General features: G+C 65.9%; 13 protein-coding genes. 10 read left to right on the forward strand and 3 right to left on the reverse strand.

Annotated features, from left to right (window positions below; translation table 11 throughout):
- Nucleotides 1-89: 89 nt before the first annotated feature.
- The 4 genes from RFM52_RS01560 to RFM52_RS01575 are packed head-to-tail and all read left to right on the forward strand — an operon-like array spanning nt 90 to nt 3,376.
- A complete protein-coding gene (locus RFM52_RS01560; protein ID WP_320294093.1) occupies nt 90-971 on the forward strand; it encodes a branched-chain amino acid ABC transporter permease in 882 nt (293 codons plus the stop codon).
- Complete coding sequence (locus RFM52_RS01565; RefSeq protein WP_320294094.1) at nt 968-1,930, forward strand: branched-chain amino acid ABC transporter permease; 963 nt, start codon at nt 968-970, stop codon at nt 1,928-1,930. Before RFM52_RS01560 ends, RFM52_RS01565 begins: the two co-directional genes overlap by 4 nt.
- The gene (locus tag RFM52_RS01570) at nt 1,927-2,655 is read left to right on the forward strand and encodes an ABC transporter ATP-binding protein (protein ID WP_320294095.1); all 729 of its coding nucleotides are present in this window, start codon (nt 1,927-1,929) and stop codon (nt 2,653-2,655) included. The genes RFM52_RS01565 and RFM52_RS01570 overlap by 4 nt, the downstream gene beginning before the upstream one ends.
- Nucleotides 2,648-3,376: an ABC transporter ATP-binding protein gene (locus tag RFM52_RS01575; RefSeq protein WP_320294096.1), complete on the forward strand. Its 729-nt coding sequence runs from the start codon at nt 2,648-2,650 to the stop codon at nt 3,374-3,376. Before RFM52_RS01570 ends, RFM52_RS01575 begins: the two co-directional genes overlap by 8 nt.
- Nucleotides 3,377-3,474: 98 nt before the next feature.
- Here RFM52_RS01575 and RFM52_RS01580 read toward each other — a convergent pair whose 3' ends face one another.
- The 3 genes from RFM52_RS01580 to pncA form a co-directional block, all read right to left on the reverse strand.
- Nucleotides 3,475-4,437, reverse strand: coding sequence for an ornithine cyclodeaminase family protein (locus tag RFM52_RS01580; RefSeq protein WP_320294097.1), 963 nt, complete (start codon nt 4,435-4,437; stop codon nt 3,475-3,477).
- 58 nt (nt 4,438-4,495) lie between these two features.
- Nucleotides 4,496-5,821, reverse strand: a complete 1,326-nt coding sequence (locus tag RFM52_RS01585) for a sodium:proton antiporter (RefSeq protein WP_320294457.1) — start codon at nt 5,819-5,821, stop codon at nt 4,496-4,498.
- Nucleotides 5,822-6,062: 241 nt separating this feature from the next.
- A complete protein-coding gene (gene pncA, locus RFM52_RS01590) occupies nt 6,063-6,677 on the reverse strand; it encodes a bifunctional nicotinamidase/pyrazinamidase (RefSeq protein ID WP_320294098.1) in 615 nt (204 codons plus the stop codon).
- Nucleotides 6,678-6,980: 303 nt separating this feature from the next.
- Between pncA and RFM52_RS01595 the strand changes: the two genes are divergently transcribed.
- The 6 genes from RFM52_RS01595 to RFM52_RS01620 all read left to right on the forward strand — a co-directional run bounded on the left by RFM52_RS01595 (nt 6,981) and on the right by RFM52_RS01620 (nt 14,135).
- Complete coding sequence (locus tag RFM52_RS01595; RefSeq protein WP_320294099.1) at nt 6,981-7,838, forward strand: FAD binding domain-containing protein; 858 nt, start codon at nt 6,981-6,983, stop codon at nt 7,836-7,838.
- 92 nt (nt 7,839-7,930) lie between these two features.
- Complete coding sequence (locus RFM52_RS01600) at nt 7,931-10,678, forward strand: molybdopterin-dependent oxidoreductase (protein ID WP_320294458.1); 2,748 nt, start codon at nt 7,931-7,933, stop codon at nt 10,676-10,678.
- On the forward strand, nt 10,675-12,216 hold the full coding sequence (locus RFM52_RS01605) for a 6-hydroxynicotinate reductase (protein WP_320294100.1): 1,542 nt from the start codon (nt 10,675-10,677) through the stop codon (nt 12,214-12,216). The genes RFM52_RS01600 and RFM52_RS01605 overlap by 4 nt, the downstream gene beginning before the upstream one ends.
- The gene (locus RFM52_RS01610; protein WP_320294101.1) at nt 12,216-13,100 is read left to right on the forward strand and encodes a UPF0280 family protein; all 885 of its coding nucleotides are present in this window, start codon (nt 12,216-12,218) and stop codon (nt 13,098-13,100) included. The genes RFM52_RS01605 and RFM52_RS01610 overlap by 1 nt, the downstream gene beginning before the upstream one ends.
- Nucleotides 13,093-13,677, forward strand: a complete 585-nt coding sequence (locus RFM52_RS01615) for an amino acid synthesis family protein (RefSeq protein WP_320294102.1) — start codon at nt 13,093-13,095, stop codon at nt 13,675-13,677. The genes RFM52_RS01610 and RFM52_RS01615 overlap by 8 nt, the downstream gene beginning before the upstream one ends.
- On the forward strand, nt 13,674-14,135 hold the full coding sequence (locus RFM52_RS01620; RefSeq protein WP_320294459.1) for a MarR family winged helix-turn-helix transcriptional regulator: 462 nt from the start codon (nt 13,674-13,676) through the stop codon (nt 14,133-14,135). The genes RFM52_RS01615 and RFM52_RS01620 overlap by 4 nt, the downstream gene beginning before the upstream one ends.
- Nucleotides 14,136-14,391 lie beyond the last annotated feature (256 nt).

A 14,391-nucleotide genomic window follows, 5' to 3' on the forward strand; every position in this document is an offset into this window, starting at 1 on the left:
GCGGTAGGGACAGCCAATCTCCCCCCTTGAGGGGGAGATGCCCGGCAGGGCAGAGAGGGGGGTCTCGCGCCTCCGTTGGCGTATAGTCCATGCACTTCGGACCCCATCTCCTCCTCGCCGCCCTCGAAGGCCTCGTCACCTCCGCCGTATTGGCGCTGACGGCGCTCGGCCTGTCGCTGGTGTTCGGCGTCATGCGCGTCGTCAACGTCGCCCATGGCGAGTTCTTCATGCTGGGCGCGGTGCTGGCCTGGGCAGTCTCGACGGCAATCTCGGGCCATCCGGCGATCGGTTTCGTGGCAGCACTTGTGATCGCGCCCTTGCTCGTCGGGCTGGTCGCGCTGATCGCCGAATGGCTGGTGCTGCGCCGGCTCAACTACAACCCCGAGAGCACCATCGTCGCCACCATCGGCATGCTCTACATCATCCAGCAGCTGGCGCTGACCTTCTACGGCCCGGAAGCGCGCCCGGTGGAGCCGCCCTTCAGCTACCGCATCCTTTTGCCGTGGTTCGGCTATTCCGGCTACAAACTGTCGGTGGTTGCCGCTTCCGCCATTCTGCTCGTCATCACCTGGCTGGTGCTGACGCGCACGAAGATCGGCCTGATCATGCGCGCCACGCAATATGACCGCGAGACGGCGCAGGCCTTCGGCATTCCGGTCGAGCGCGTTTATGCCGGCGTCTTCGCCATCGGCGCCATGCTGGCGGCGATCGCCGCGGTGCTGATCGTGCCGATCAGCCAGGCACATTACCTGATGGGGCAGGACCCGCTGCTTTTGTCCTTCATCGTCGTCATCATCGGCGGCCTCGGCTCCCTGCGCGGCACGGTGGTCGCCGCCATCCTGATCGGCCTTTCCGACGGCATCATCTCGATGTTCTTCTCGCCGACCCTGGCCAAGATCATCGCCACGCTGGTGGTAGCCATGGTGCTGGTGTTCCGGCCGCAAGGCCTGTTCGGGACCACGTCCAGATGAAGGATGCTTCGCCGGCAAAGACCTACGCGCTGCATATCGGCGTCATCGCGCTTCTCTTCGCGCTGAACTTCGTCCTGCCGGACTACCACCAGGGCCTGTTCGCCCGCATCATGGCGCTGGCGGTCTTTGCCATGGGCTACAATCTGCTCTTCGGCTATGTCGGCCTGCTCAGCCTCGGCCACGCCATGTTCTTCTCGGCCGGCCTCTATGGCGCGGGCTTGACCGTCTATCACCTCGGCTGGGGTGTGCCGGAAGCCTTCGTCGCAGGGGTCGCCTGCGGCGCGCTGCTCGCTCTGGCCGTCGGCGTGCTGGCGCTGCGCACCTCAGGTGTGGCGTTCATGATCGTCACCATGATGTTCGCGCAGGTCTTCTTTCTGCTCATCCTCTATTTCGCCGCCTGGACCGGCGGCGACCAGGGCCTGGTCATCCAGCAGGCGTCACGAGTGATTTCGATCGGCGGCGCCTCCATCGACCTGACGAATTCGACCGTGCGCTATATGAGCGCGCTGGCGCTGTTCTCTGTCGTGCTTCTCATCACCTTAGCCATCGTCCGCTCCCGCTTCGGCCGTGTGCTGGTCGCCATCCGTGAGAATGAGGAACGGACAAAAATGCTTGGCTACGACACAGTCGCCAACAAGCTCGCGGCGGTCGTGGCCTCAGGCGCCATCTGCGCGGCCTCGGGCGCGGCCTATGCCTTGCTGTTCGGCTATGTCGGATCGAGCTTCGCCTCGGTGCAGTATTCCATCCTGCCGCTGCTCTGGGTGCTGCTCGGCGGTGCCGCGACCACGCTCGGGCCGCTGATCGGCACACTGTTCATGTATTACGTCACCGACATCACCAGCGGCTTCACTTCCGCCTATCTCCTGATCGTCGGCGTGGCGCTCATCCTGCTCGTCCTGTTTGCCCCGAAGGGCATCATGGGCAGCATTCGTGAGCGCTGGCTGGGGTGGCTGCCATGATGCCGCTGCTCACCACCAAAGGCCTGTCGCGCCAGTTCGGCGGCCTGCGCGCGGTCGACGGCGTCGACTTCACGCTGATGCCGGGCGAAATCCGCGCCATCATCGGCCCGAACGGCGCCGGCAAGACCACCTTCGTCAGCCTGCTCTCCGGCCGCATCCGGCCATCCTCCGGCATGATCGCCTTCGACGGCGCCGACATCACGACGATGCCGGCTTACAAGCGGGTTCGCCTGGGTGTTGCCTATACTTTCCAGATCACCAGTGTCTTCGCCAATCTCACCGCCTTCGACAATGTCGCGCTGCCGGTGCAGCGCACGCTGACGGACGGCCGCACGAAGGGGCAGGTCAGGACCGGCGTCATGGCGGCGCTCGAACGCACCGGCCTTGCCGACCGCGCCGGCACGCCGGCCGGGCAGCTTTCCTATGGCCACCAGCGCCTGCTCGAAGTCGCGATGGGCTTGGCGCTGAAGCCGCGCCTGCTGATCCTCGACGAGCCGACGCAAGGTCTTGCCGACAGCGAGATCGACAATTTCATCACGCTGGTGCGCGAGATCGCCAAGGGCGCAACGGTGCTCCTGATCGAGCACAACATGCCGGTGGTCATGCAGCTTGCCGACCGCATCACCGTCTTCAATTCGGGAAAGATCCTCGCCGAAGGCACGCCGGAGCAGATCCGCGCCGACCGCCAAGTCCAGGACGCCTATCTCGGAGCGACCCATGGCTGAGTCCGTTAGAGCCGATGGCGGATTGCTCACCATTTCCGGGCTCGACTGCTTCTATGGCGAGGTGCAGGTGCTCTACGGCCTCGACCTGGCCCTGAACAAGGGCGAGGTGCTGTGCCTGTTCGGTCGCAACGGAGCCGGCAAGACGACGACGTTGAAGGCGATCATGGGTCTGGTGCCGGCGGCTGCCGGCTCGATCAGGCTGGACGGCAAGGAGCTGACCGGGCTCGCCGCGCATGACGTGCCGAAGGCCGGCGTCGCCTATGTGCCGCAGGGCAGGCGGCTGTTCGCCGAGATGACGGTGGCGGAAAACATCGAGATCGGCCTGATGGCGCGTGGCAAGGGCAAGCAGACCCGCGAGAGCGTGCTCGATCTCTTCCCGCTGCTCAGGGAGCGGCTGAGGCAGCGCTCCGGCACGCTCTCCGGCGGCGAGCAGCAGATGCTGGCGATGGCCCGCGCGCTTTGCCTCGAGCCGCAAGTGCTTTTGCTCGACGAGCCGACCGAAGGGCTGATGCCGTCGATGATCGCCAAAATCCGCGAAACGGTGGCGAAGCTGCGCGATCTAGGCGTCTCAACCATCCTGGTCGAGCAGCGCGTCGACGCGGTGCTCTCGGTCGCCGACAAGGTTTGCTTCATCGAGAACGGCCGCAACCGCGAGACGGTCGATGTCGAGGCTTTGCGGGCAGACCCGTCAGCCGTGCGCCGCTATGTCGGCGTGGGCTAGAGCAGTTCCAGGAAAAGTGTGAAACGGTTTTCCGTCCGGAATTGCGTAAAAACAATGAGATAGAGCGGTTCGGCGATTCTGTGAAATGCTGAACCGCTCTAGGCGCCCAGCGCGCCGACCGATTTCGCGCGCAGAAATGCAAGGCCGGCGATTGCGAGATCGCCTACCGCGATGCCGCGGAACGCGAAAGCGGTTCGCTCAGCTGCACTCTGGCGACCCGGCACATCGCCTCCAACCAAACCTGTCAGGTCGCCCACAATGAGTTCGGGCTTCACCATCGGTTTGCTCATCTGCGCCTCTTGCGCCAGGTCGTCTATGACGATGCGATCGAAGGCAGCCATGCTTTCCGGCAGCCAGGGCAGGGCCAGATCGGTCATGGTCACAAAAACGCCGGCCTTCAGCCAGCGCGCATCCAAAAATGGAGCGGGCTCAGGCACCAGGGTGACCGTCGTCACCACGATGTCTGCTGCTTCGACCGCCGCCTTGGCGGTATCGCAGGACGTCGCGGTAAGGCCGCGCATCTCAGCCATACGACAGAATGCGTCGCGGCTGGCTTTGCCCCGACTGAAGGCCCTGATCTCCTGCAAAGGGAAAAGGTCGGCCAGGACCTCGAGATGGCCGCGCGCCTGAACGCCGCATCCGATGAACGCGACGCTTGTCGAGCCGGCCCGGGCCAGTCGCCGTGCCGCCACGGCGCTCAGGCCGGCCGTGCGCTTCTCCGTCACCCAATTGCCGTCGACCACGGCAAGCGGCAGCCCCGTCTCGGCGTCGAGAAGGGTGACGATCGAGTTAAGGGTTGCAAGTCCGCGCTCGGCATTGCGAGGGTTGACCACCAGCGATTTGGTCGCCAGCACCCGGGGCTCGGTCGCGACACCGAGTGTGGCCATGATGTAGCGGTCGTCGCCCGGCCGCACCACCGCCTTCGGCGCGCACCACACCTCGCCCCGCCTCTGACCGCTGATCTGCCGCTCGATTTCGTCGACCACGTCGGAGGTCGAAATCGCCAGGCGGTCCAGGAACCCGGCTGACAGATAGGGCAGGTTTTCAGCTTGAATGGTCATTGTCGCCCCCACGAATGGCTTGCCTTGGATAAGCACTCCCCGGCGATGGTTTCCCAGCTCACCTGAAAAACAAGAACCCGGCAATCAAGAACGTCGGGATCAGCACCAGGCCGGACCACATCATATAGCCGAAGAAGCCCGGCATCTTGAAGCCGCGATGCCGGGCGATGGCAAAGACCATGAAGTTCGGCGCGTTGCCGATATAGGTGTTGGCGCCCATGAACACCGCGCCGGCCGAGATTGCGGCGAGCGTCGAGGCGGCCTCCGTCATCAGGTGCCTGGCATCGCCGCCGGCAAGCTCGAAGAACACCAGATAGGTCGGCGCGTTGTCGAGGAAGGATGACAATGCCCCGGTCAGCCAGAAATAGGCGAGGTTGTTCGGTTGGCCGTCGGCGGAGGTGACCAGCGACACCAGCGGCGCCAGCGCACCGTCGTGGCCGGCTCGCAGGATGGCGATGACCGGCACGATGCAGACGAAAATGCCGGCAAAGAGTTTCGCCACCTCGGCGATCGGCCCCCAGGTGAAGCCATTCGCTTCGCGATGGCTCTTGTACGAGACTTTTAGCGACAGGAAGGCCAGCGCCAGGATGATGGCGTCGCGCACCAGGTTCTGCAGCTCGAGGCTGACGCCGAGGATCGGGATGCCGATGCCCGGCTTCCAGCTCGCCGAAAGCAGGATCGCGCCGATGACGCCGGCGAGCAGGGGCAGGTTGGCCAGGCCGCGCAGGCGCACTTTCGAATCAGGCGTCGGATCCTTGATCTTCGGCATGCCGCCCTCACGGCGGTGCAGCACGATATCGAGCGCCAGGAAGACGATGAGCACCAGTCCGCCGGTGAACAGCGTCTCGCGCCACAGGCTCGCGGTGGTCCAGAAGAAGTCGACGCCGCGCAGGAAGCCGACGAACAAGGGCGGGTCGCCGAGCGGGGTCAGCGAGCCGCCGATGTTGGAGACCAGGAAGATGAAGAAGATCACCACATGCGCGTTGAACGGTCGGTTGTCGTTGGCGCGCAGCATCGGCCGGATCAGGATCATCGAGGCGCCGGTCGTGCCGATGACCGAGGCAAGCAGCGCGCCGATCAGCAGCAGGCCGGCATTGGTGAGCGGCGTGCCGTGGATGTTGCCGGCAAGCAGGATGCCGCCCGAAATCGTGTAGAGCGCGAACAACAGGATAATGAAGGACAGATATTCGGTGAGCAGCGTGTGCAGCACCGCTTCGCCTGCCGAAGCAAGGCCGAAGGCGACCGCCAGCGGCGCGACCACCAGAGCGGCCCAGGCGGCGGCGATCTTGCCGTAGTGATGTTCCCAGACATGATGAAAGAGCAGTGGCCCGGTCGCGATCGACAAGAGCAGGCCGGCGAAGGGAAGTGCCCACCACAGCGACATCGCGGCGCCGGGCAGCTCGTGGATTTCGGCGGCGAATGCCTGCGCTGGAAGCAGCACCGCTATCGCGGCGACAAGCCCCCTGATCCGGCCGCTTCGCGGCCACCTTCTCCCCGTGGGGGAGAAGAGGTTGGCGCCGGCGCTCGCTATCCCCTCTCCCCTCGGGGAGAGGTCGGATTGCCCCGAATTGCCCTTCGCAATTCGGCTGGCAATCCGGGTGAGGGGGACCTTCCCCACAGCCCGGTCAGTCCGCCGAATGGTCTTCGAGCGTCACGCCGGCTTCGTCCATCCGCTTCAGCATCATCTCGACCGAACCGTTGAGGTCGATGCCGCGGCAGGCGTCGAGCCGCACCGTTGTCTTAAAGCCCTGCTTCACCGCGTCGAGCGCCGAGAAGGCGACGCAGAAGTCGGTGGCGAGGCCGACCAGGGTGATCGTGTCGATGCCGCGTTCCTTCAGATAGCCTCCGAGGCCGGTCGGCGTCGTGTGATCGTTCTCGAAGAAGGCCGAATAGGAGTCGATCGCCGTGCGGAACCCTTTGCGGACCACCAGTTCGGCCTTGGTCCAGGCAAGCCCGGAATGGAAATCGGAGCCGAGACTGCCCTGGATGCAATGATCCGGCCACAGCGTCTGCGGCCCGTAGGGCATCTCGATCGTCTCGAAAGCCTGCTTGCCGGGATGGCTGGAGGCGAAGCTCGAATGGCCGGCGGGGTGCCAGTCCTGCGTCAGGATCACATGCTCGCTGCGCCGGATCAGGTCGTTGACCAAAGGCACGATCTCGTCGCCGCCGGCAACCGCCAGCGCGCCGCCGGGACAAAAATCGTTCTGCAGGTCGATGACGATGAGCGCTTCTTCGGCCATGCGGCTCCCTCTCGTTTCAGCCCTCTCGTCCGGCTTGGGGCTCCAGTCAAAAAGCCGCTCACGCGACCGGACACGGAACCTTGACCAGATGGCCGGCGGCGTCAACCTCCGGCGCCATAACAATCGCGTTGAGGTCTTGGCGGCGCAAACTCCGGCTTTGACAATTGCGACCGGCCTGATATCATTTGCATACGAATGAATTTGACCGGTCCGGAGACCGGCAAGAAGACCCGAAGCCGGCACTTCGGGAGGCCACAGGAAGGCCTAAGCTCTGGGAAAGGCCCTTTTTCGGGAAGGCAAAGCGTGATCCGTTACGCGAAACCCACCACGGTCGACGAGGCGCTCGCTTTGCTTGGCGAGGATCGCTGGCGCATTCTGGCCGGCGGCACGGATTTCTATCCGGCGCAGGGCGCCAAACCCTTCCGCGACAACATCCTCGACATCAACGGTCTCGCCGAACTGCGCGGCATCGCCGAGACGGGCGATCATTGGCGGATCGGCGCCCGCACGACCTGGACCGACATCGTGCGCCACTCCTTGCCGGCGTCATTCGACGCGTTGAAATCGGCCGCACGCGAGGTCGGCTCGGTCCAGATCCAGAATGTCGCTTCCGTTGCCGGCAATCTCTGCAATGCCTCGCCCGCTGCCGACGGCGTACCGGCGCTGCTGACGCTCGACGCCGATATCGAATTGCGCTCGGCGAAAGCCATCCGCCATCTGCCGCTCGGCGCGTTCATCCTCGGCAATCGTCGCACGGCGCTGCAGCCCGGCGAGATGGTCACCGCCATTCGCGTGCCGAAGCGTTCCGGCATCGGCGCCTCAGCCTTCGTCAAGCTCGGCGCCCGCCGCTATCTCGTCATCTCGATCGCCATGGCCGCGGCGCGGCTCGTGGTCGAGAATGGCGTCGTCGCCGAAGCGGCGATCGCCGTCGGCTCCTGCTCGGCGGTCGCCCGCCGTCTCGCCGGCGTCGAGGCGGCCCTGCGCGGGCGCCCGATCGATGAGGCACTCGCCGAAGCGGCGCTGTCCGCGCCGATCGACGAACTGTCGCCGATCGCCGATGTGCGCGGCAGCGCCGAGTACCGGGAGCAAGCGGCGCGCGAGATCGTCGCTCGCGCGGTGCGCGCCGCAATCGACCCCGGTGAAGGCAAGGTGGCCGCATGAGCATTGCCCAGTCCGGCATGACCCGATCCGGCGTGGCCCAGTCCGGGGTGGCCCAGTCCGGCATGGCCCAATCCGGCATGGCCCAGTCCGGCATGGAACGCGCCGACATTGCCTTCGAGGTCAACGGCGCTGCTGTCAACGTGTCGGTGCCGCCGGTGCGCCGCCTGTCGCAGGTTTTGCGCGACGAGCTGCGGCTGACCGGCACCAAGGTCGGCTGCGATGCTGGCGATTGCGGTGCCTGCACCGTGCTGGTCGACGGCAATCCGGTCTGCGCCTGCCTGATGCCGGCGGCCTCGGTGTCCGGCGCTTCCGTCACCACCGTCGAAGGCCTTGCCAATGGCCGACTGTCCGCCCTGCAGGCCTCGTTCCTCGAACATGGCGCCGCGCAATGCGGCATCTGCACGCCTGGCCTGCTGGTCGCGGCCACCGCGCTTTTGCAACGCAACCCCACGCCGAGCGAGGCCGAGACGCAGGACGCGCTGGGTGGCGTGCTCTGCCGCTGCACCGGCTACAGGAAGATCGTCGCGGCGGTGATGGGCGCCTCGCGGCATATGAACGGCATCGATCATCGTCTGCCCGAAGCCGGGCGTGCGGTTGGCGCCTCTCCCATCCGTCTCGACGGCGTGCCGAAAGTCACGGGCGACGAGATGTTCGGCGGCGATTCCTTTCCGGCCGATGCCCTGGCGGTGCTTGTCGTCCGCTCGCCGCATTATCATGCCCGCTTCAGCTTCGGCGACCTTGACGCCTGGACCAAGGCGCATCCCGGCATCGCCGGCGTCTTCACCGCCACCGACATTCCTGGCAAGAATTGCTTCGGCGTCATCGGCCCCTTTGCCGACCAGCCGGCGCTGGCCGAGGGCTTTGCCCGTCTGCGTGGCGAGGCGGTGGCGCTGGTGGCGGGCGAACGCGAGGCGATCGTCGATCTCGACCTGACGGATTTTCCGATCTCATGGACGGAACTGCCGCATATTCTGCAGCCTGGCGAGGCGAAGGCCGAGGGGGCCGAGCTGATCCACAGCCACCGCCCGGCGAACCTGCTCACCTCCGGCTATGTCGAGCGCGGCGATCCTGAAGGAGCGCTCGCAGCCGCGGCCGCCACCGTGTCGGGGGCCATCGAGACCTCTTTCGTCGAGCACGCCTATATCGAGCCGGAAGCCGGCTACGCTTATATGGATGGCGACACGCTGGTCGTCGTTGCCTGCACCCAGGCGCCTTACATGGACCGCGACGAGACGGCGAAGGTGTTGGACCTTGCCGTCGACAAGGTGCGCATCGTGCCGACCGCCACCGGCGGTGGCTTCGGCTCGAAGCTCGATGTCTCGCTGCAGCCGCTCATCGGCCTCGTGGCGATGAAGACCGGGCGGCCGGCGGCACTTGCCTACACGCGCAACGAATCGATGATGTCGACCACCAAGCGCCACCCGGCCGAGATGAAGGCGACCATCGGCGCCGATGCCGAAGGCCGCGTCACCGGCATGGTCTTCGAGGGCGATTTCAACACAGGCGCCTATGCCAGCTGGGGACCGACCGTCGCCAACCGCGTGCCGGTGCATGCCTCCGGCCCCTATCTGACGCCGAACTACCGCGCCACCGGTTACGCCATCCACACCAACGGCCCGATCGCCGGCGCCTTCCGCGGCTTCGGCGTGCCGCAGGCGACCATCATGCAGGAAACGCTCTATGACGAGCTCGCCGGCAAGCTGGGCATCGACCGGCTGGATTTCCGCCTGAAGAACTGCCTGCGCGACGGCTGTGAAACGGTCACCGGCCAGCTTCTGGAGTCCGGTGTCGGCATCGGCGAGTGCCTGGAGCAGCTTCAGCCGCATTGGACCCGTGCACTGGCCGAGGCGGAGGCCTTCAACGCCACCAACACGGCAAGCAAGCGCGGCGTCGGCGTCGCCTCCTGCTGGTATGGCTGCGGCAACACCTCGCTGCCCAATCCCTCGACCATCAAGGTCGGCATCTCGGCCCTCGGCGACGTTGTCCTGCACCAGGGCGCCGTCGATATCGGCCAGGGCTCCAACACGGTCATCTCCCAGATCTGCGCCGACGCGCTCGGCCTGCCGCTGGACAGGTTCAGGCTGAAGAGCGCCGACACCGCCATCACGCCCGACGCCGGCAAAACATCCGCCTCTCGGCAGACCTTTGTAACCGGCAAGGCGGCGGAAAAGGCTGGTCGCGCCTTGCGCGAAAAGATCCTGCGCTACGCCAATGTCTCTGGCGAAGCGACGATCACGCTCGACGGCGCGAACCTATCCATCCGCGAAGGCGATGCCGCGCGGCGCATCGATCTTGCGGCGCTAAAGGCCGATGCCGACGGCCTGGTGTTCGTCGCGGAAGAAACCTACGACCCGCCCACGCTGCCGCTCGACGCCAAGGGGCAAGGCAAACCCTATGCCGTCTATGGCTATGGCGCGCAGATCGCCGAGCTCGAGGTCGACCTCAAGCTGGGCACGGTGAAGCTGATCAGGATCACCGCCGCGCATGATGTCGGCAAGGCGATCAACCCGGTGCTGGTCGAAGGTCAGATCGAAGGCGGCATCGCCCAGGGCATCGGCATGGCGCTGATGGAGGAATACATCCCCGGCCGCACCGAGAACCTGCACGATTACCTTATCCCGACCATCGGCGACGTGCCGCCGGTCGAGCATATTCTGGTCGAGGTTCCGGATCCGGAAGGGCCCTTCGGCGCCAAGGGCCTGGGCGAACATGTGCTGATCCCGACGGCGCCGGCGATCCTCAACGCCATCCGCCACGCCACCGGCGTCCTTGTCACCAAGGTGCCGGCGACGCCGAGCCGCATCCTGGCGGCGATCCGCGAGAAGGAGGCGCGCCGATGAGCGAGCTTGCCGAACGTTTCGAAACCCACGATCCTGGCGAGAAGCAGGTGGCGGAAAAGATCCGCTGCGATGCCTGTCCGGTCATGTGCTACATCGCCGATGGCCGCACCGGCGCCTGCGACCGCTATGGCAATGTCGGCGGCCGCATCGTGCGTATGGATCCGCTGACCATCCTCGATCACGCGGCCGAAACCGGCGGCGCCGTCGTGCCTTTCGTCGCCGAGGGCGAAGCCTGGAACGGCGAGCTGGTCAACACCGGCCGTCGCTTCGTCACTGCCATCGGCGCCGGCACCACCTATCCGGACTATAAGCCGGCGCCCTTCATCGTCAGCCAGGAGGTCGAGGGCGTCGATCTCGTCACCGTCGTCACCGAGGGCATCTTCTCCTATTGCGGCGTCAAGGTGAAGATCGACACCGATCGCCATATCGGCGACGAGACGGCGATCGTGCGCTCGCAAGGCGAGGCGATCGGCCATGTGACGACCGGCGAATATGGCTCGCAGATGCTGTCGCTCGGCGGCGTTCATCACCTCACCGGCGGTTCCAAGGCGGAGGGACGCGCCACCTGCGACGCGCTGCTCAACCTGTGCAATCGCAAGCCGGTCGAGCTCACCATCGACGGTGGCGCGACGGTCATCGTCGAGGCAGGCAAGGCTCCGGTCATCGACGGCAAGGTCGAGCACCGCATGCGCGTCGGCTGCGGCTCGGCCACCATCGGCATGTTCGCCACGCAATGGCGCGGGCTGGTCGACGAGGTGGTGGTGGTCGACGACCACATCACCGGCGTCGTTTCCGAGCACCAGGCCGGCAAGGTGCTGGGCTGGGAGGATACGGGGATAAAGATCGTCGGCCGCCGCTCGACCCCCGGCCGCTATTTCAAGGTCTCGGAACCCGGCCTCGGCTGGGGTGGGACGACGATCTCCGACCCGCTGTCGATCCTCGGCGACTGGAACGCCAAGAAGGGCGCGCGTCCCGGCCTGTCCATGCTGATGGTGTCGACCACCGGCGAGCAGTTCGCCTATTACGAGCTGGACGACCAGTTGAAGCCGGTCCAAAAGCCATTTCCCGAGCGGCTGCAAAAGTCCGTCGGCCTGATCGAGGACAATTGCGAGCCCGCTTTGTGCACGGTTCTCTTCATCGGCGGCGCCGGCGGCTCGCTGCGCGCCGGCGTAACCGAAAACCCGGTCAACCTCACCCGCTCGGTGCAGGGCCTGAAGACCTATGTGACGGTCGGCGGCGCGCCGGTCTATGTCTGGCCGGGCGGCGGCATCACGCTGATGGTCGACGTCACCCGCGTGCCGGAAGGCGCTTTCGGCTATGTGCCGACGCCGGCGCTGGTGGCGCCGATCGAGTTCACCATGCGCCGCGACGACTATGTCCGGCTCGGCGGCTACGAAAACGAGATACGCAGCGTCGAGGATATCCTCGCCAAGGGCGGCGAGTATCTCAACCCGCGCAGCAACACCGGCGCGCCGGCCGGCAATCCCTGGCCGCCGCTGGCGCAACTGCGGCGTTCAGCGGCGAATGGTGCCGGCTGATGAACGGCCCGCAGGCGCATTGGCTTGCCGACGGCAGGCGGCTTCATCTCAACCACGGGCCGATCGACCTGATCGTCGAGGCCTTTGGCGATGCGGATGAATGCCGCGCCGCTTACGAACAGGCAGTCGCCCGCTTTCAGACGATCCTGATCGAGGTGGTCGAAGAGCTGCCCGAACTGCGGCTTCCCGCCTTCTTCCTGGCGCCGCGCAGTTTTGCCGGCCCTACGGCGCGCCGCATGGAAGCGGCCGTCACGTCGCTGGCGGAATGCTTCATCACGCCGATGGCCGCCGTTGCCGGTTCGGTAGCCGACGAAATTCTTGGGGCCCTGCTCGCCGGCCGCCGGCTCGATCGCGCCTACGTCAACAATGGCGGCGATTGCGCCCTCCATCTCGGTGGAAGTCAGTCGATGACGGTCGCGATTGCCGGCACCGGCAATGGCATGGCCGATCGTGTCACCATTCGTGCTCAGGATGGCGTGAGCGGCGTAGCCACCAGCGGCTGGCGCGGGCGCTCGTTTTCGCTGGGCATCGCCGACGCCGTCACGGTGCTGGCGCGCACCGGCGCGGAGGCCGACGCGGCGGCGACGCTGATCGCCAACGCCGTCGACCTGCCTGGACATCCCGCCATCGCCCGCGCCGCGGCGCGCGACCTGGCGCCCGACAGCGATCTCGGTGAGATGCTGGTGACGCAGAGCGTCGGCGCGCTCACGCCCGGCGAGATTGCGCGGGCGCTGGACAACGGCCTTGCCGTCGCCGAAGATTTTCGCCGGCGCGGCCTGATCGCCGCATCGGCGCTGTTCCTGGCGGGCGAGGCCCGCATCAGTGGTTCGGTGGCGCTCGCCGCGCCCAACAAACATAAAGCGAAGGAAACTGCCCATGCCTGACTTTCCGATCCGCAAGGTCGCGGTCCTGACCGAGGAGATTTTTCATGATGGCGGCCCCGTGGCTAAAGAGCCGCGCTTGCGTGCCGCAGCCATGGCTGTGGTGAAAAATCCCTTCGCCGGCCGCTATGTCGAGGATTTGCAGAGCGCGATGGAGGACTTGAAGCCGCTCGGGCTGCTGCTCTCCGACAGGCTGATCGCGGCGCTCGGCGGCGATGTGAAGAAGATCGACGGCTACGGCAAGGGCGCCATCGTTGGCTCCGCCGGCGAACTGGAGCACGGCGCGCTGTGGCATGTGCCCGGCGGCTACGCCATGCGCGAGCGCCTGGGTGACGCCAAGGCGATCGTGCCGTCGGCGAAGAAGGTCGGCGCCTTCGGCTCGCGGCTCGACGTGCCGCTCGGCCACATCAATGCCGCCTATGTGCGCAGCCATTTCGATGCCATGGAAGTGGGCATCAGCGACGGCCCGCGCCCCGACGAGATCCTGTTTTGCCTCGCCATGACCTGCGGCCCGCGCGTCCACGACCGCATGGGTGGCCTGGCGGCCGAGGACATCAAGGCATGGGACGGCCTGAGATGAGCGGCGAGGACAATCTGCTGCGGCTGGTGGAGGCCGAAGACGGCGACGAGAACAACTACCATCTGCAGGACCAGGTCGGCTTCATCCTGCGCAAGGCTCATCAGCGCCATGTCGCGATCTTCGCCTCGCAGATCGGCGACCTGACGCCGCCGCAATTCGCCGCTCTGGCCAAGCTTCACGATATTGGCGAGACCTCGCAGAACCAGTTGGGCACGCTGATCGCGATGGACGCGGCCACCGTGAAGGGCGTCATCGACCGGCTGAAGGCGCGCGGTCTCGTCGAAGTCTCCAAGCACGAGGTCGACAAAAGGCGGCTGCTGGTCAATCTGACGCCGGAAGGCCGCGCAGCGATCGAGCGGCTGATCCCTTTAGCCCGCACCATCACCGAGGAAACGCTGGCGCCGCTCACGGCCAAGGAAGCCGCGACTTTTCTCAGGTTGCTGGCGAAGCTTGCTTAGCCCCCAACTTCGTCATTCCAGGGCGAAGCAGGAGCGAAGCTCCGTCGCGAAGACCCTGGAATCCATGCCGTTACCTCAGCCGAAGAAAGCAGCGGAGCAGAATTCTGCACCGTGAGCGGCGCTTCTGCGTAACGGCATGGATTCTATGGTCTGCGCGCGTCGCTTCGCTCCTTGCTGCGCCATAGAATGACGACGCGATGCGCGTTGCAGCTAACCTCGAAACAGGCGGATCCAGCGGCGCAGGCATGTTCGCCAG

Source organism: Mesorhizobium humile (assembly GCF_033977215.1).
Classification (GTDB): domain Bacteria; phylum Pseudomonadota; class Alphaproteobacteria; order Rhizobiales; family Rhizobiaceae; genus Mesorhizobium; species Mesorhizobium humile.

Coding starts and splice junctions, on each gene's coding strand:
- RFM52_RS01560 (WP_320294093.1), top strand. CDS start 90: ATGCACTTCGGACCCCATCTCCTCCTCGCCGCCCTCGAAGGCCTCGTC.
- RFM52_RS01565 (WP_320294094.1), top strand. CDS start 968: ATGAAGGATGCTTCGCCGGCAAAGACCTACGCGCTGCATATCGGCGTC.
- RFM52_RS01570 (WP_320294095.1), top strand. CDS start 1,927: ATGATGCCGCTGCTCACCACCAAAGGCCTGTCGCGCCAGTTCGGCGGC.
- RFM52_RS01575 (WP_320294096.1), top strand. CDS start 2,648: ATGGCTGAGTCCGTTAGAGCCGATGGCGGATTGCTCACCATTTCCGGG.
- RFM52_RS01580 (WP_320294097.1), bottom strand. CDS start 4,437: ATGACCATTCAAGCTGAAAACCTGCCCTATCTGTCAGCCGGGTTCCTG.
- RFM52_RS01585 (WP_320294457.1), bottom strand. CDS start 5,821: ATGTCGCTGTGGTGGGCACTTCCCTTCGCCGGCCTGCTCTTGTCGATC.
- pncA (WP_320294098.1), bottom strand. CDS start 6,677: ATGGCCGAAGAAGCGCTCATCGTCATCGACCTGCAGAACGATTTTTGT.
- RFM52_RS01600 (WP_320294458.1), top strand. CDS start 7,931: ATGGAACGCGCCGACATTGCCTTCGAGGTCAACGGCGCTGCTGTCAAC.
- RFM52_RS01605 (WP_320294100.1), top strand. CDS start 10,675: ATGAGCGAGCTTGCCGAACGTTTCGAAACCCACGATCCTGGCGAGAAG.
- RFM52_RS01610 (WP_320294101.1), top strand. CDS start 12,216: ATGAACGGCCCGCAGGCGCATTGGCTTGCCGACGGCAGGCGGCTTCAT.
- RFM52_RS01615 (WP_320294102.1), top strand. CDS start 13,093: ATGCCTGACTTTCCGATCCGCAAGGTCGCGGTCCTGACCGAGGAGATT.
- RFM52_RS01620 (WP_320294459.1), top strand. CDS start 13,674: ATGAGCGGCGAGGACAATCTGCTGCGGCTGGTGGAGGCCGAAGACGGC.